The sequence below is a fragment of the Ensifer adhaerens genome, assembly GCF_002007205.1.
In the GTDB taxonomy this organism is placed as follows: domain Bacteria; phylum Pseudomonadota; class Alphaproteobacteria; order Rhizobiales; family Rhizobiaceae; genus Ensifer; species Ensifer adhaerens_D.
Genome location: NZ_LAZS01000006.1, coordinates 105,993 through 120,205, shown reverse-complemented (window position 1 = coordinate 120,205; position 14,213 = coordinate 105,993). Strand labels below are relative to the sequence as shown.

The following is a 14,213-nucleotide window of genomic DNA, read 5'->3' as shown; positions in this document are numbered from 1 at the left end:
TGCGGAAATCCGGCTCAATCGCCGCGTTAGCGATCCTGCAAACCGAAGGACTGGAGGTTGAAATGACCCATGCATTCGATCGGGCCGACAAGGCGGCGGTTGCCGGCAAATGGGGATGGTTCGTCGCCCTTGGCGTGCTGTTGATCATGTGCGGGGGCCTCGCCTTCGGTAATCTGCTGATGGCGACCGTCGCGTCCGTCTACTATGTCGGGATCATCATGCTGGTCGGCGGGCTGTTCAATCTCGCTCACGCCTTCCAGGTGAAGGGCTGGGACAGCGTGCTCTACTGGGGCTTGAGCGGCGCCTGCTATACGATCGCCGGCCTCTTTGCCTTCATCAACCCGCTGCTCGCCTCCTCCTTCCTCACCTTCATCATGGCGATCGCCCTGATCATCGCCGGCTGCTTCCGCATCTGGGTCGGCCTCAAGCTCCGGCCGCTGCAGGGCTGGGGCTGGGTGGCGCTTGGCGGTCTGGTCACGCTCGCCGCGGGCCTGATCATCGCCGCCGGCTGGCCGGTCAACAGCCTCTGGATCCTCGGCCTGTTTCTCGCCGTCGATCTTGTCATGCAAGGCCTGTCGCTGATCGCCTTCGGCGTGCTGGCGAAGGGCTGAGCTAGCGCGATTTGCCGCTGCCGAGTAGCGCCTCGAGCAGCCGGAGCAGATCGGCACGAAGATCGGCCAGGCCGCTTGCGGCGAGCGCCTCAAGACCGATCAGGGCGCCGTAGAGCGCGCTGGCGCCACTGCGGCCGTCCTTTGCTGAAAATCCGCAATGGCCGAGCAGGTCGGCGATGTAGCCAAGGCGACGTTCGTCGACAGACTTGAGGGTCGTTGCGGCCACGGCGTCGAAGCGCGCCCATTCGCGCACGGCGCTGTCGGCAAGCAGCCCGCCATAGGGGAGGGTGCGGTCATCCGTCGCGGCGAGCACCAGAAGCCGCAAACGGTCTTCCGCAGGCAGTTGCGAGGCTTCGACTTCGGCGATGATGGCGTCGGTCGCTTCGCTCGCCCAATGGGCAAGCATCTTTGCCTTCAAATCCGGCACATCCTTGAAATGCCAATAGAAAGAGCCCTTGCTGACCTTCAGGTCGCGGGCAATCGCCTCGGCGCGGATCGCCTGCACGCCGCCCGTCGTCAGTGCGCGGAAGGCGGCTTTGATCCAATCATCGCTCGTCAGGGTACTTTTTGTCGTCATGGCTATCCATACGCCACCGTATTGACGGATGCAATCGCGCGACGTACATACGCTGCCGTATGGTGAAAATTGGAGATGGATCATGAATAGGTGGCTTTCTGCAGCGGGCATTCTGTCCCTGGTGACAACGGGTATTCACCTCTTCGCCGGCGGGCCGGACGTGCACGCGCCCTTGCTTGAAAGCAGCCCGTCGCCGCTCTTGCAAACCTATGTCTCGCTTCTCTGGCACGCGACCAGCGCCATCCTGCTGATCAACAGTCTCGCCCTGCTGTTTGCCGCCGTGAATGGACGTTATCGCGTACCCCTGGCAGGTGGGGTGATCGCACAATATCTCGCCTATGCGGCACTCTTTGTCGGTTACGGCCTCGGCTATCTCGGCACTCTCTGGGCCACGCCGCAATGGGCAGCCTTCGTCGTCATGGCCGGGCTCGCGGCGATCGGCGCGCAATCGGGCGCCCGGCCTGTATCAAACGTATCCGTCTGACACGGACGATCGGCAAGGAAACACCTTCATGCTGACGGTGATCGCGATCCTGATCTTTCTCGTGCTTGCCGGCATCGCCGGGTTGCATGGTTATTGGGCAATGGGCGGGCTTTGGCCCTGTCACGACGAGGCATCGCTGGTGCGCACAGTCGTGGGCACAAAACATCGCTCGGCGATGCCGCCGGTCTGGCTGACGCTGGTCGTCGCGGGGCTCATCCTTGCGGCGGCGCTCCTGCCATTGTTCGTCACGCCCTTCTTGGCAGGCGCACTGCCGCCAATCTTGGTCCATTCCGGTCTCGCGGTGCTTGCTGCCGCCTTCGTGGCACGCGGATTGTCGGCCTTCACCGTGGCCTTTCACCAGCGCCATGGCACGGAGCCCTTCGTGACGCTCGACCGCCGCATCTACGGCCCGCTCTGCCTGATTATCGGTGCCGGATACCTGGCATTGCTAGTTGTCGCCTGACCCGCTTTCGGCTGAAGACCGACCTTCTGCCGGACATCGGGCGCTGGCAGGACTTGCTCATGAAACCACTGATTTCATTAGAATGTTTTGATCTGTTTGGGACGGTTGCGACTGTCACATAGCTTTCATCAAAGCTTCATAGTGGGGAAAGACTTCGTTGACGCTTGGCGGCCATGCTGCCGGCGTCCGTCCGTCCCCTGTCTCTGGAGTCCGGCATGTCCGCCGCCCCCGCCGAAATTCTCTCGTTGCGCCGGTTCGGCGATGACCAGATTGTCACGCTCGCCAAGCTGGTGATCGAAACCGCCTTCCAGCCGATCGCGGAAGCCGCGACCGGAACCGTGTTCGGTTACGAGTCGCTGATGCGCGGCTTCCAGAAGCTCGGCTTCGCGTCGCCGCTGGAGCTGCTCGACAAGGCGGAAGAAGCGGGCCAGCTGCTGGCGCTCGAACATATGATCAACAGCCGCGCCGTCGCCGGCTTTGCGACGCTGCCCGACCATGCCGCGCGCACGCTGTTTCTCAACTTCGACTCGCGCCTCGTCGGCGGCGAGGGCGATATCGTCGAGCGCCTTGTCAATCATCTGAAACGCGCCAACATCGCGCCGTCGTCGCTCTGCTTCGAGCTTTCCGAGCGTTTCGACGGCGGCAAGATGCCGGATTTCTCCGCGCTGGTGCGCGATCTCCGGCTTGCCGGCTTCAAGCTCGCGATCGATGATTTCGGCGCCGGCTTCAACGGGTTGAAGCTGCTCTGCGACCAGCCGGTCGATTACGTGAAGATCGACAGGCATTTCATCTCCGGCATCGAGGCCGATGCCCGCAAGCGTCATCTCGTCCGTCACACGGTCAACACCGCCCATGTGCTCGGCACGCGCGTGATCGCCGAAGGCGTGGAGACGGAAGCGGAATTCCTCACCTGCCGCGATCTCGGTTGCGATCTGGTGCAGGGCTACTACGTTGCCCGGCCGACGACGCATCTGAGCGAGCTTCTGCCCGCCTATCCGCATCTCGACCAGAGCGCCGGTGCCAGGCGCTCGTCATCCTCGCTCGACGGCATCCTGATCCGCAAGCAGATCGAGCAACTGCCGACCGTGCGCGAAAGCGACGAACTCGACTCCGTCTTCGATCTCTTCAGGCGGAACCCGCGCCAGGGCTTCTTCCCGGTCCTGAACGCCAATGGCGAGCCGCGCGGCATCCTGCACGAATATCACGTCAAGGAACTGATCTATCATCCCTTCGGCCGCGACCTCCTGAAGAACCGGATCTACCAGCGGCGGATCTCGCATTTCGTGAGCCCCGCGCCGATCGCCGATCTCGATACGCCGGCCGACGAGATGCTGAAGATCTTCGCCGGCATGGACGGCAGCGATTGCCTGATCCTGACGGAGAATATGCGCTACGCCGGTACGCTCTCGGCTTCGTCGCTCTTGAAGATCATCAACGAGAAGCAGTTGAAGATGGCGCAGGAGCAGAACCCGCTGACAGGCCTGCCCGGTAATCGTGCCATCCGCGACTATGTCCAGGACGCGATCCTCGACGGCGATCATGCCCGCTACTTCTGCTATTGCGACTTCGACGACTTCAAGCCGTTCAACGACACCTATGGCTTCCAGAAGGGCGATCTGGCGATCACGCTGTTTGCCGCCCTTCTAAGGCGTCACTTCATCGGTGAAGAGAAGTTCCTCGGCCATGTCGGCGGCGACGATTTCTTCGTCGGCGTCAGCGGCTGTTCTGTCGAGGAACTGGAGACGGTCCTGCACCGCCTGCTCGACGATTTCCGCTCTGACGTATGCCAGCTCTATTCGCCGGAGCATCAGGCGGAAGGCCGCATCAGCGGCTACGGCCGAGACGGCTCGGCAAAGGATTTTCCGCTGATGCGCTGCTCGATCGCGGTTCTGGGCCTGCCGGAGGGGTTCGTCTTTTCCGACACCCAGGCCGTCAGCGCCCGCATCGCCGAAATCAAGTCCCGCGCCAAGGCCAGTGAAGCCGGTCTTGTGTTGGACGCACTCGGCGGCTGAAATTCGCTTTCGGCCAGGCCAAATCAGTTTTTGCCATCGGCGCAAACGATGCGATGCCGGAAAAGCATTTCACACTTCTCCCGGAATTGCCCTAGGTAATGGCGCGTAAGATTTCGCGAGGTAGCGCCATGTCCCTTCCATCTGAAATGCAATTCGTCGACCTTCCGTCTCCGGGCGGACCGGAAAACATGACCCTCACGAAAGGCCCGCTGCCGGAGGTGAAGCCCGGCGACATCCTCATTCGGGTCGAAGCATCGGGCATCAATCGTCCCGACGTTTTGCAGCGCAAGGGCGACTATCCGCCTCCACCGGGCGCAAGCCCGATCCTCGGCCTCGAAGTGGCGGGCGAGGTGGTGGCATTGGGCGAGGACGCCGAGGGCTTTCGCATCGGCGACAAGGTTTGCGCGCTTGCGAATGGCGGCGGCTATGCGGAATATACGGCAGTGCCCGCCACTCAGGCACTCGCCTGGCCGAAGGGCTATGACGCCGTGAAGGCGGCCGCCCTGCCGGAAACCTTCTTCACCGTCTGGGCCAATGTCTTCGACATGGCCGGGCTGAAAGCGGGCGAGACCATCCTCATCCACGGCGGCTCCAGCGGTATCGGCACGACGGCGATCCAACTCGCCAGGGCGTTCGGCGCCGAGGTCTTCGTCACCGCTGGCAGCGCCGAAAAATGCCGAGCCTGCGAGACGCTTGGTGCAAAGCGCGCGATCAACTACCGCGATGAGGACTTCAAGGCCGTTATCCTCGGGGAAACCGGCGGGCGCGGCGTCGATGTCATCCTCGATATGGTCGGCGGTCGCTACTTCGACCGCAACATCGCCTCGCTCGCCAAGGACGGCCGCCTGTCGATCATCGCCTTCCTCGGGGGCGCCAAGGTCGAAGGGGCGAACATCGCGCCGATCCTGACGAAGCGGCTGCATGTGATGGGCTCGGCCCTTCGCCCGCGCACGGCGGCGGAGAAGCAGGCGATCCGTGATCGCCTCACGGAAAAAGTTTGGCCGCTGCTGGAGACAGGCAAGGTCGCGCCGGTCATCCATTCCGTTCTGCCCTTCAGTGCTGTGGCCGACGGCCATCGCCAGATGGAGGAGGGCGACCATATCGGCAAGATCATCATGTCGCTGTGATCGGAACGATCATCAGGCCCCTGTGATCGGAACGATCATCTGGCCCTGTGATCGGCGGCGCGATGAGGCAATGCGATCTTCGACCATCGTCGCCCTTGTAATCGCTGACGGATCGCTTACCTTCAAACCATCAGCAACGAACAGAAAGGAAGGTGGTCCAATGTCTAATGAGATTTCGGTCTTGGTGAAGGGCATGGAAGAGGTGAAGGTGTCGAGGCAGCCCTCGGCCTGATCCCCGCCTTCCTTCGGGCTGAAGCCCGGGCCATTTACACGGCCAAAACTCATGGAAGGGTCGCCTCGAGCGGCCCTTTTCCATTTTTGGCACCTTGCTCAGGTTCAAGCCTCGCCTAACCGGCCGGTCCGGCCGGCACCGTTTCCCGGATCAGAAGCCAGGGGTTCGGTTGGTTGTCGACGAATTCGTCCCGGACATGCTTCAGCACTTTCCTTTGGCCGGCAAACGGCACCATGCGGATCGCTTCGTCGAAATTCACCCAGCGAAAGTCACTGTGTTCGGCATTGAGCCGAACCGCGGCGTCCTTAGGCGCAAAGCCGACGAAGACGGGCAGCAGGCTGATGGCGTTGCGGTCGGCTTCGTAGAACTGCTCGCAGATGTCGGCGGAATAGAAGCGGTCGAGGCGCAGACCGGTCTCTTCCTCGACTTCGCGGACGCCCGCCTGCCAGGCCGTTTCACCGGCTTCGATCGCGCCGGCGACCTGACACCAGGTTCCAGCGAGCGTTCCCGTGCGTTTGAGGAGGAGCACCTCGAAGGCGGTTGCGACGGGGCGGAGAACGACCACCGAAACGGCGAAACTTCTGATCGGGATCTCATGCATCGGCGCGTCCTTTTGTCTGGCGCCGGACCATGCAACGTGGCGACCCTCGCTTCAACCTCCGCTTTGACGATTGCCTCGGTCGCGCACTTAGACCCCGAAACGCCCGAGCGCCGGGATCTTGATGCCGGGTCTTGCAAAATCGAAGCCGGCGACGAGCCCGAAGAAATGCACCTCCAAACCGCTGCGGACCCCCGCCGAGATACCGGCCAGGCCGTAGAGTGTGGCGTGCAGGTCGCGCCCATCGGCATCGATCTGGAACAGCTTGCCCTCCGGCAGATAGTCACGGCCGACGGCGTCCGGCGGCAGCACGACGCCGAGTTCCGGCACCGAGCGCAGCACATGGGCAACGAAGGTGTTGGAGTTCGGGCCAGGCCAGATCCGGTAACCACCGGGCGAGTCATAGGGATAGCTGCCGATCGCCGCCTCGATCTTCGGGATCAGCCGGGTGGCCTCAGCGCCGGTCACCGAGATGACCAGCCGCGGCTCGTTCGAGTACCAGCGGGCGTCTGCCGGATAGCCGTTCTTGCGGATCGGCTTGCCCCAGCCGACCTTGTCGTAACGATCGTAGGTGGCGGCGCCCTCATCCTTGGTCACGATCCAGGCGTGGCTGGCGACCGCGCCCTTCATGCCGCCCGTCGTCGCCGAGAAGATGTAGATCGCGGCGTCTCGGCTTTCTGCCGGCTTGGGCAGGATGCCGGCCGAGGACCAATCGGCGTCGCGCCAGCTCTGCGGTCGCTCCTGCATGTACCACCAGCCGGCTGAGGCCAGCGCCGGCAGCAGGTAGATGATGAGGAAGGCGACAGCGAGCCTGCGGGCGAATTTCATGAAAACTCCGTTTCCTGCGAATAGATTCCTGCTAAATGCACGGAGCAATTTCGGAAATTTGAGGGCAAGACATGTCGAATCCCGTTCTCGTCGAAGTCACCCGGGGCAATCTCGTCGAAAGTCGCCACCGCGGCACCGTGATTGCCGTCGACGGTGACGGCCGGACCGTCTTCTCGCTCGGCGATACCGATACCGCCGTCTTCCCCCGGTCCGCCTGCAAGGCGATGCAAGGGCTGCCCTTGATGGAGAGCGGCGCCGCGGACGCCTATGGCTTCGGAAACAGGGAACTCGCGCTTGCCTGTTCGTCGCATTCCGGTGAGCCTGAACATGTGGAACTGGCCGCAAAGATGCTCGCCGCCGCTGGCCGCGACGTCTCCGCACTGGAATGCGGCGCCCACTGGTCGTCCGACCAGAAGACGCTGATCGGGCAGGCCCGCACCCTGGAGGTGCCAACGGCACTGCACAACAATTGCTCCGGCAAGCATTCCGGCTTCATCTGTGCCTGCTGCCATTCGGGCACGGAAGTGAAGGGCTATGTCGGCTACGACCATCCGCTGCAACGCGAGATCCGGGGTGCGATGGAAAGCCTGACGGGTGCGATCCTCGCCAAGGACAATTGCGGCGTCGACGGCTGCTCGATCCCGACCTATGCCGTTCCACTGAAGGGGCTTGCTCACGGTTTCGCGAAGATGGCGACCGGCGTCGGCCTTGAAGCCGGGCGCGCCCGTGCGTCGAGGCGGCTGATCGAGGCCTGCATGGCCGAACCCTTCTATGTGGCCGGCACCAAGCGCGCCTGCACGCGGCTGATGAAGACGGCGCCCGGCCGCATCTTCGCCAAGACCGGGGCGGAAGGCGTCTTCTGCGCCGCCGTTCCGGAAAAAGGCGTCGCGATCGCACTGAAGTGCGAGGACGGGACGACCCGGGCCGCCGAAGCGATGGTGGCGGCAACGCTCGCCCACTTCTTCAGGGACGAGCCCGAGCTGCACGCGGCGCTGATGGCGCAGGCAAACCATTCCATGCACAACTGGAACGGCATCCATGTCGGCGACGTCAGGGTGACGGAAGCCTTCGCCGCCTGAGGCGTCGCGGGCCGCGCTTCTGCGCGATCCGCCCGCGTGTGCATTCCGTGATATCAGGCGCGGACGATTGCGATGTCTGCGTCCGCATAGGGCGCAAGCGTTTCGGCTCCAGTCTCTTCAGGGACGATGAAGCCGGTGAGGTCAACGATGTCGGCCACCCGGTGCGGAGACACTGCGCCGAATTTTTCGTCTGTCGCAAGCACATAGGTATCCGCCGCCTGCTTCAGGATGGCGCGCTTGACGGCCGCTTCTTCAAAGTCGCCGGTCGAGACGCCGTGGGCCGGATGAATGGCGGTGACGCCGAGGAAGAACAGGTCGACGCGAATGCCGGCGATGGCGGCAATGGTTGCCGCGCCGGTTGCAACCATGGAATGCTTGTAGAGCCGGCCACCGATCAGGATCACCTCGGCCTCGTGCCGCTCGAGTTCGGCGGCAATCGTCGGGCTATGGGTGATGACCGTGATTTGCAACTCCCTTGGCAGCGCCCGCGCGATCTCCGCATTGCTGGTGCCGCCATCGAGGAAGATCGTCTGGCCCGCCTCGATCATTGCCGCGGCGTTTCGCCCAAGCCGCCGTTTGACGTCGCCGGCGATCTCCTGACGCGCGGCGAAGTTCGGCAAAGGCGGTACCAGGGGCAGTGCGCCGCCATGCACGCGCTTCAGCAAACCTTCCGCCGCCATCTCGCGAAGGTCGCGCCGGATCGTGTCCTCCGACAGGCTCAATTCGTCCGCCATGCGCTTGGCGACGATCTCGCCGTCACGCGCCAGCCGCGCCGAAATCAAAGCCCGCCTCTGTGTGGTCAGCATGAAATGTCTCCTTGACTATTCACGATATTGCACGAAATATCACGATTGTTCCAGAATAATCTGGAACTTTCGTATCCTCTCGGGAGAGAAAAATGCTGATCTTGATCGCGGGCCCCTATCGCTCCGGAACCGGTGATGATCCGGCGAAGATGGCGGCCAATCTGAAGCGGCTGGAGGAACCCTCCTATGCGCTGTTCAAGGCGGGCCACGTACCAATGATCGGCGAATGGGTCGCCCTGCCGGTCTGGCACGCCGCCGGCGGCGAGCGGATCGGTGACGACCTTTACGAGGAGATATTTCATCCCGTGGCGGGCCGGCTGCTGGCGCTTTGCGATGCAGTGTTGCGCCTGCCGGGCGACAGCAAGGGTGCCGACAACGACGTGCGCCTTGCCCGCGAGCGCGGTATTCCCGTCTATTGTCGCCTGGAGGACGTGCCCGGTTGCGGCGAGTCGCTGGTCGCGTGAACATGCAGGGCCCGGCAGTTGTAGCCTGCCGGGCACCCCCAAGCGATGGCTGGCGGCAGCGATTAGCTGCGCCCTTGCCACTTCTGCTTGTCAATCGAGGTGACATCCTTTCTTCTGCGGTCGGTCTTTGCTTTGGGGGCGAGACGGCAGGAAGCGCGCGGTTTTTTCGTTCGCATTCCGCTTCGGCCCACGGGCATTGGCAGAGGCGGTTCGGTCCATCGACGTCACGTCAACCGATCCGCATGTTCGCAGAGGAGAGCTTAAAGTGTTGAAATTGTTCTACGCCCCCGCAACCTGTTCATTGGCCTCGCATATCGCGCTGGAAGAAGCGGGCGCCGCGTACGAGGCGCGCCGCGTCGATTTCTCGACAGCCGAACAGACCAAGCCAGACTATCTCGCGGTGAACCCGAAGGGACGGGTCCCGGCGCTCCTGACCGACCGGGGCGTCATCACCGAAACGCCGGCCATCCTGACCTATATCGCTGAGGCCTTTCCGGCTGCGAAGCTGGCTCCGGTCAACGATGCCTTCGCCTTCGCGCAGTTGCAGTCTTTTCTGAATTACCTCTGCTCGACGGTGCATGTCGCCCACGCCCATGGTCGTCGCGGCGCACGCTGGGCCGACGATCCGGCGGCGCATGAGGCGATGAAGGCCAAGGTCGCCTCCAACATGGCCGCCTGCTACGAGCTGATCGAAAGCAGGATGTTCGAAGGGCCGTTCGTCTTTGGCGACACCTATTCGGTCGCCGATCCTTATCTCTTCACCGTCGCCGGCTGGATTGAGCCGGACGGCGTGGACCCTAAGCGCTTTCCAAAAATTATCGATCACCGCAACCGCATGACCGCGCGTCCGGCCGTCGCCCGGGTGCTGGCGACGCTGAAGATCTGAGCCATCGCGCCTGCTGCTACATCAGGATGTAGTTCTTGGGCTGCGGCAAGGGCGGAAGGTTGGTCTCGCCGAGCGCTTCGCGCAGGTTGATTTCGATCGTCTCGGCAAGCGCGACAATCGGCAGGTCGTTCGGCAACACGCCGAACGGCTCCTCCAGCTCGTCGCCGAGCGCGTCGAGGCCGAAGAACGTATAGGCGACCAGCGCCGTCACGAAGGGCGTCGCCCAGCCAAGCGCATCGGCAAAGCCGAAGGGAAGCAAGAAGCAGAAGAGATAGGCGGTGCGGTGCAGGAGCAGCGTGTAGCCGAACGGCACCGGCGTGTTGCGGATGCGCTCGCAGGCGGCAAGCACCGCCGACATCTTGCCGACCGTACCGTCGAAGAGCACCCATTGAACGTCGCTGATCGCCCCTGATGCGCGCAGGCTGGCGAGCGCGCGGCCCATCTCGCGCAAGAGAAAATCCGGCCCGTTGCGGCTTGTCTGGTAATCTGGGACGAGATCGGCGGGCAGGCGCGCGAGCGGCCTCGAGCCATCGCTGCCTGGGCGCAAGTAGCAGACGAGCGCGTGCGCAAAGGCGATCGCGATATTCAGTAGCCGCTGCCGCGCCTCCACAGCCGAAGCGGTGCCTGTCTCGGTCAGGACCAGCGTCTGACGTGCGAGATCGCGGGCGGTGAAGATCAACTGTCCCCAGTCTTTCCGCGCCTCCCACCATCGGTCGTAGCAGGCGTTGTTGCGGAAGCCGAGGAAGACGGAAAGCGCGATGCCGAGCAGTGCGAACGGGCCGCTGTTGACGCTCGGCACCAGGCCGGGATCGACGCGGTGCGCCCAGACGACGAAGGCGGAAAGGGCAAAGACGAACAGCACCTGCGGAAAGATTCGCTGGATGACCGAACCCCTGAGGATGAAGAACAGTTTCAAGAGGGTAGGGCGGTCACGAACGATCATGGGAGAGCACCTGTCCGGCAGTTGTCTCCACCGGTATAGGCGCTGGCCTGGAAATGGAAGGGCCGTCTGTTCGATGAGGCCGCCCGCAGCGCCACGATTTTTTACCGCTAATGTCGGGCTTCCCGTCTGTCGCCCGTCCTTGGCGTGTAACGCCAACAGGGAGACAACGACGATGCGCAAGGTGGTTGCAGGCATGCAGATGTCCATCGACGGACTGATTGATGGGCCGGATGGTTACACGGACTGGGTCGATTCCTGGTCGGATACGTTCGACCTCTTGCCCGAGATCGACGCCTGCGTCCTCGGGAGCGGCATGTTTTCGGGCTACGAGCAGTATTGGAGCGCGATCAAGCGCGATCCACAAGCGCCGCTGGAGTTCACCGGCCAGCTGCCGACGCCGGAGGAAATCGAATATGCGGACTTCGCGCTCGGCACGCCGCATTACGTGCTCTCGAAGAGCCGCTCCGGCGTCGAATGGCCGAATGCCAAGATCGTGCGCGATGTCTCCGAGATCGAGAGGCTGAAGCGTGAGCCGGGCCGAACCATTTACGTCGTCGGCGGCGCGCGCACGGTGTCGAGCCTGATGGATCACGGCCTGATAGACGAGCTGCGTCTCACCATCCATCCTCTCGTGGTCGGCAAGGGCAAGGCGCTGTTCGACACCGTCGCCGGGCGCCATTACGTGCAGCTTGATGACGTGAAGCGGCTGGACGGTGGCAAGGTCTGCCTGGTTTACAAGGCCGGCGGCGCAGCCTGACCAGGTTCGAGGAAACTCGCGGCGAGCCGCCTTGGCGCCTTCTCGCGCCAGGCGGCAACCAGCCGCCCGGTGAGGCTTTGGTCGTCGATCTCCGAAAGCCGCACGAGCATGGCAGGCCAGCCCTTGTAGTGATCCGTTTGAAAATAGAGCCTCGGGTCGAGCTCCAGCAGCATTTCCTTTTCTTCGAGCGCACACATGACGACGAGCGTGTCGCCATCCTTCATGCGCACAAAACTCTTGTCCTTTACCAGCAGCGCAGGTGTGCCGTAGGAGGTGCCAACCGTCACCTCGGGCAGGCCCGCGGCCTCGGCCAGCCTGACGACACGGGCGAAATTGCTGTCAAGATCCTCGCTCATCCCACCAGCATACCACAGCGCAGCTTCCCGTCATCGGCCTAGAGGCATCGTCCGGTGCACTCGGCTGTGCGGGGCCACGGCCAGCCGGGGAACGGCAGGTCGCCGAGTTCGCGCTCGCCCATGCGCTCCAGATCCGGATGCATGAGCGGATCGCGTGCCCAGGCGAGCGGCGCATCGTCCTTCTGACCTTCCGATGTTTTGAGCAGGGCCAGCTTCGAGAGAAACTTCAACATGGCGGTTCATCCTTTCCACGCTTGGATGATCCGCCTGTCCGGTTTTCTTTTCAATTGAGAATGGCAGAGAACGTGTTTAGAAAAACTATATGAGAGATCTGAATTCCGTGCATTTGAACGGGCTGCGCGCCGTCGAAGCTGCCGGTCGGCTGGAATCACTGGCCGCCGCCGCCGAAGAACTCGGCGTGACCCCGGGCGCCGTCAGCCAGCAGATTGCCAAGGCGGAGGCCCAGCTTGGGCGCATCCTGTTCGAGCGCACGCCCCGCGGTCTCGTGCCGACCGATTTCGGCCAGCGGTTTCTCGCGCGCATCAGCAACGCATTTCACGAACTGGCAGAGGCCGTGGCGTCGGCACGGCGACGCGACGAGTCGGTGCTGACGATTTCGGTCGCGCCGGTCTTTGCCGCCCGCTGGCTGGTCTATCGGCTGAACCGTTTTGCCGAGCGCCATCCCGACATTCGCCTGCGCATCGACGCGACGACGAAGCTCGTCAATCTCGATACGTCCGATGTGGATGTCGGCATTCGCGTCGGCATGGGGGAGTGGCCGGGGGTGAAGGCCGAGCCGCTGTTGCAGCAGGAGGTTTTTCCGGTCTGTTCGCCCGCTATGGCCGAAGGGCTGCGCAAGCCTGCAGATATTCTAAAACTGCCTGCCGTCATCGACGGTCACTCGATGTTCAGCTGGGAGGTGTGGCTTCGCGAAGTCGGGCTCTCGGGCGCGGAAATGAACGTGCGCCACACCTTCAACGAGGCGTCGCTGGTGCTCGATGCCGCGATCTCCGGGCAGGGGGTTATGCTCGCCTGGCAGACGCTTGCCGGTTTCGCGATCGCGCAGGGCAGCCTTGTGGTGCCGTTCGGCATCCGGGTGGAGACGGGTTTCGGCCACTACTTCGTCAGTTCGCCGTCACGGCGCGAGAGCAAGGCCGCCAGGGTATTCAAGCGCTGGGTTCGTGACGAAGTGGAGGAAGGCATGAGGCTGCTCGACATCAAGGCGCCGCGCGCTCGCTTCGACGCGGCGACCATGAGCTGATCGTCGGAAGCGGCCCGTTGATCGCCTAATCCGCCGGCTCCTTCAGCCGTTCCTCCATCATTGCCTTGAACGCCGGGCGGGCATGGCAGCGGCCAAGCCAGGCCGAAACGCGCGGGTTCTTCTCGAACAGCTGCTTCTGGCTCATCGCGTAGCGGAAGACTTCCGCGAGATTGAGGTCGGCCACGGTGAAGCGGTCGCCGACGAGATAGTCGCGTCCGTCCAGGTGGCTTTCCAGGAGCGCAAAAACCTTGTCGAGCGACTTCGCACAGCTGGCGATCGTTGCCTTGCCGTCCTCGGTATTCTCGGCGCCGTAGTCGTAGGTGAGGATGATCTCTACCGCATGCGGCTCGACCTCGGTCGCCGCCCACATCGTCCAGTTGCCGATCAAGCCCTCCTCGGCAATATCGGCAGGCGCGAGCGAACCGCCATATTTGCGCGCAAGATAGAGATTGTTGGCAAGCGATTCCGTCAGCACGACGCCGTCGTCTTCGATCGCCGGGATCAGCCCCATCGGATTGACGGCGAGGAAGGCGGGCGACTTCGTGTTGATCGGCGCATCGGCGGCCAGCGGATCGGCAACCCGGCGCGCCTGGACGACCGGCACCGATTGAAAGGGGATGCCGAGCTCCCGCGCCATCCAGTAATTGCGCGATGCGCGCGAGCGATAGACCCCGTAGATCGTCAGCATGTCACGTTCCTCCCGTCCTGCGTTGCCGTCTGTCTTAGGCA

General features: G+C 63.2%; 19 protein-coding genes. 10 read left to right on the top strand and 9 right to left on the bottom strand.

Features of this window, described 5'->3' with window-relative positions; translation table 11 throughout:
• The first annotated feature begins 62 nt into the window (after nt 1-62).
• On the top strand, nt 63-611 hold the full coding sequence (locus tag XB14_RS13275; protein ID WP_077962091.1) for an HdeD family acid-resistance protein: 549 nt from the start codon (nt 63-65) through the stop codon (nt 609-611).
• Nucleotide 612: 1 nt separating this feature from the next.
• Here the strand turns inward: XB14_RS13275 and XB14_RS13270 are convergent, their stop codons facing one another.
• Entirely contained in the window at nt 613-1,188 is a 576-nt protein-coding gene (locus XB14_RS13270) for a TetR/AcrR family transcriptional regulator (protein ID WP_179119585.1), read from the bottom strand.
• An 82-nt stretch (nt 1,189-1,270) separates the two neighbouring features.
• Between XB14_RS13270 and XB14_RS33225 the strand changes: the two genes are divergently transcribed.
• From XB14_RS33225 to XB14_RS13255, 4 genes are all read left to right on the top strand, one after another.
• Nucleotides 1,271-1,672, top strand: coding sequence for a hypothetical protein (locus XB14_RS33225; protein WP_179119584.1), 402 nt, complete (start codon nt 1,271-1,273; stop codon nt 1,670-1,672).
• Nucleotides 1,673-1,700: 28 nt separating this feature from the next.
• The gene (locus tag XB14_RS13265) at nt 1,701-2,135 is read left to right on the top strand and encodes a DUF3995 domain-containing protein (RefSeq protein ID WP_179119583.1); all 435 of its coding nucleotides are present in this window, start codon (nt 1,701-1,703) and stop codon (nt 2,133-2,135) included.
• Between the two features lie 215 nt (nt 2,136-2,350).
• Nucleotides 2,351-4,147, top strand: a complete 1,797-nt coding sequence (locus tag XB14_RS13260; RefSeq protein ID WP_077962906.1) for a GGDEF domain-containing protein — start codon at nt 2,351-2,353, stop codon at nt 4,145-4,147.
• Nucleotides 4,148-4,275: 128 nt separating this feature from the next.
• Nucleotides 4,276-5,274 (top strand): NAD(P)H-quinone oxidoreductase, encoded by a 999-nt coding sequence (locus tag XB14_RS13255; RefSeq protein WP_077962088.1) that lies wholly within the window; start codon nt 4,276-4,278, stop codon nt 5,272-5,274.
• A gap of 12 nt (nt 5,275-5,286) precedes the next feature.
• Here the strand turns inward: XB14_RS13255 and XB14_RS13250 are convergent, their stop codons facing one another.
• The 3 genes from XB14_RS13250 to XB14_RS13240 form a co-directional block, all read right to left on the bottom strand.
• Nucleotides 5,287-5,559 carry a hypothetical protein gene (locus tag XB14_RS13250; RefSeq protein ID WP_077962087.1) on the bottom strand — a complete coding sequence of 91 codons (273 nt, stop codon included), beginning with the start codon at nt 5,557-5,559 and terminating at the stop codon, nt 5,287-5,289.
• A 62-nt stretch (nt 5,560-5,621) separates the two neighbouring features.
• Nucleotides 5,622-6,107, bottom strand: a complete 486-nt coding sequence (locus tag XB14_RS13245) for an NUDIX hydrolase (protein ID WP_077962086.1) — start codon at nt 6,105-6,107, stop codon at nt 5,622-5,624.
• An 87-nt stretch (nt 6,108-6,194) separates the two neighbouring features.
• A complete protein-coding gene (locus XB14_RS13240; protein WP_077962085.1) occupies nt 6,195-6,932 on the bottom strand; it encodes a DUF3750 domain-containing protein in 738 nt (245 codons plus the stop codon).
• A 71-nt stretch (nt 6,933-7,003) separates the two neighbouring features.
• Here XB14_RS13240 and XB14_RS13235 point away from each other — a divergent pair, with 71 nt between their 5' ends.
• On the top strand, nt 7,004-8,011 hold the full coding sequence (locus tag XB14_RS13235; RefSeq protein ID WP_077962084.1) for an asparaginase: 1,008 nt from the start codon (nt 7,004-7,006) through the stop codon (nt 8,009-8,011).
• A gap of 53 nt (nt 8,012-8,064) precedes the next feature.
• On the opposite strand, the gene XB14_RS13230 is transcribed toward XB14_RS13235, so the two are convergent.
• Nucleotides 8,065-8,817: a DeoR/GlpR family DNA-binding transcription regulator gene (locus tag XB14_RS13230; protein ID WP_077962083.1), complete on the bottom strand. Its 753-nt coding sequence runs from the start codon at nt 8,815-8,817 to the stop codon at nt 8,065-8,067.
• 92 nt (nt 8,818-8,909) lie between these two features.
• Between XB14_RS13230 and XB14_RS13225 the strand changes: the two genes are divergently transcribed.
• A complete protein-coding gene (locus tag XB14_RS13225; RefSeq protein WP_077962082.1) occupies nt 8,910-9,281 on the top strand; it encodes a DUF4406 domain-containing protein in 372 nt (123 codons plus the stop codon).
• A gap of 265 nt (nt 9,282-9,546) precedes the next feature.
• Nucleotides 9,547-10,167 (top strand): glutathione S-transferase family protein, encoded by a 621-nt coding sequence (locus tag XB14_RS13220; RefSeq protein ID WP_077962081.1) that lies wholly within the window; start codon nt 9,547-9,549, stop codon nt 10,165-10,167.
• A 16-nt stretch (nt 10,168-10,183) separates the two neighbouring features.
• Here the strand turns inward: XB14_RS13220 and XB14_RS13215 are convergent, their stop codons facing one another.
• Nucleotides 10,184-11,110 (bottom strand): bestrophin family protein, encoded by a 927-nt coding sequence (locus XB14_RS13215; RefSeq protein WP_077962080.1) that lies wholly within the window; start codon nt 11,108-11,110, stop codon nt 10,184-10,186.
• Between the two features lie 172 nt (nt 11,111-11,282).
• Between XB14_RS13215 and XB14_RS13210 the strand changes: the two genes are divergently transcribed.
• Entirely contained in the window at nt 11,283-11,867 is a 585-nt protein-coding gene (locus XB14_RS13210) for a dihydrofolate reductase family protein (RefSeq protein WP_077962079.1), read from the top strand.
• Here the strand turns inward: XB14_RS13210 and XB14_RS13205 are convergent.
• Together XB14_RS13205 and XB14_RS13200 are read right to left on the bottom strand one after the other, a co-directional pair.
• Nucleotides 11,843-12,223 (bottom strand): MmcQ/YjbR family DNA-binding protein, encoded by a 381-nt coding sequence (locus XB14_RS13205; protein WP_077962078.1) that lies wholly within the window; start codon nt 12,221-12,223, stop codon nt 11,843-11,845. The genes XB14_RS13210 and XB14_RS13205 overlap by 25 nt on opposite strands.
• A 38-nt stretch (nt 12,224-12,261) precedes the next feature.
• Complete coding sequence (locus XB14_RS13200; protein WP_077962077.1) at nt 12,262-12,456, bottom strand: hypothetical protein; 195 nt, start codon at nt 12,454-12,456, stop codon at nt 12,262-12,264.
• An 89-nt stretch (nt 12,457-12,545) separates the two neighbouring features.
• Here XB14_RS13200 and XB14_RS13195 point away from each other — a divergent pair, with 89 nt between their 5' ends.
• Nucleotides 12,546-13,484 (top strand): LysR substrate-binding domain-containing protein, encoded by a 939-nt coding sequence (locus XB14_RS13195; protein WP_077962076.1) that lies wholly within the window; start codon nt 12,546-12,548, stop codon nt 13,482-13,484.
• Nucleotides 13,485-13,509: 25 nt separating this feature from the next.
• On the opposite strand, the gene XB14_RS13190 is transcribed toward XB14_RS13195, so the two are convergent.
• Nucleotides 13,510-14,172: a glutathione S-transferase family protein gene (locus XB14_RS13190; RefSeq protein WP_077962075.1), complete on the bottom strand. Its 663-nt coding sequence runs from the start codon at nt 14,170-14,172 to the stop codon at nt 13,510-13,512.
• Between the last annotated feature and the right edge of the window lie 41 nt (nt 14,173-14,213).

Coding starts and splice junctions, on each gene's coding strand:
- XB14_RS13275 (WP_077962091.1), top strand. CDS start 63: ATGACCCATGCATTCGATCGGGCCGACAAGGCGGCGGTTGCCGGCAAA.
- XB14_RS13270 (WP_179119585.1), bottom strand. CDS start 1,188: ATGACGACAAAAAGTACCCTGACGAGCGATGATTGGATCAAAGCCGCC.
- XB14_RS33225 (WP_179119584.1), top strand. CDS start 1,271: ATGAATAGGTGGCTTTCTGCAGCGGGCATTCTGTCCCTGGTGACAACG.
- XB14_RS13265 (WP_179119583.1), top strand. CDS start 1,701: ATGCTGACGGTGATCGCGATCCTGATCTTTCTCGTGCTTGCCGGCATC.
- XB14_RS13260 (WP_077962906.1), top strand. CDS start 2,351: ATGTCCGCCGCCCCCGCCGAAATTCTCTCGTTGCGCCGGTTCGGCGAT.
- XB14_RS13255 (WP_077962088.1), top strand. CDS start 4,276: ATGTCCCTTCCATCTGAAATGCAATTCGTCGACCTTCCGTCTCCGGGC.
- XB14_RS13250 (WP_077962087.1), bottom strand. CDS start 5,559: ATGAGTTTTGGCCGTGTAAATGGCCCGGGCTTCAGCCCGAAGGAAGGC.
- XB14_RS13245 (WP_077962086.1), bottom strand. CDS start 6,107: ATGCATGAGATCCCGATCAGAAGTTTCGCCGTTTCGGTGGTCGTTCTC.
- XB14_RS13240 (WP_077962085.1), bottom strand. CDS start 6,932: ATGAAATTCGCCCGCAGGCTCGCTGTCGCCTTCCTCATCATCTACCTG.
- XB14_RS13235 (WP_077962084.1), top strand. CDS start 7,004: ATGTCGAATCCCGTTCTCGTCGAAGTCACCCGGGGCAATCTCGTCGAA.
- XB14_RS13230 (WP_077962083.1), bottom strand. CDS start 8,817: ATGCTGACCACACAGAGGCGGGCTTTGATTTCGGCGCGGCTGGCGCGT.
- XB14_RS13225 (WP_077962082.1), top strand. CDS start 8,910: ATGCTGATCTTGATCGCGGGCCCCTATCGCTCCGGAACCGGTGATGAT.
- XB14_RS13215 (WP_077962080.1), bottom strand. CDS start 11,110: ATGATCGTTCGTGACCGCCCTACCCTCTTGAAACTGTTCTTCATCCTC.
- XB14_RS13210 (WP_077962079.1), top strand. CDS start 11,283: ATGCGCAAGGTGGTTGCAGGCATGCAGATGTCCATCGACGGACTGATT.
- XB14_RS13205 (WP_077962078.1), bottom strand. CDS start 12,223: ATGAGCGAGGATCTTGACAGCAATTTCGCCCGTGTCGTCAGGCTGGCC.
- XB14_RS13200 (WP_077962077.1), bottom strand. CDS start 12,456: ATGTTGAAGTTTCTCTCGAAGCTGGCCCTGCTCAAAACATCGGAAGGT.
- XB14_RS13195 (WP_077962076.1), top strand. CDS start 12,546: ATGAGAGATCTGAATTCCGTGCATTTGAACGGGCTGCGCGCCGTCGAA.
- XB14_RS13190 (WP_077962075.1), bottom strand. CDS start 14,172: ATGCTGACGATCTACGGGGTCTATCGCTCGCGCGCATCGCGCAATTAC.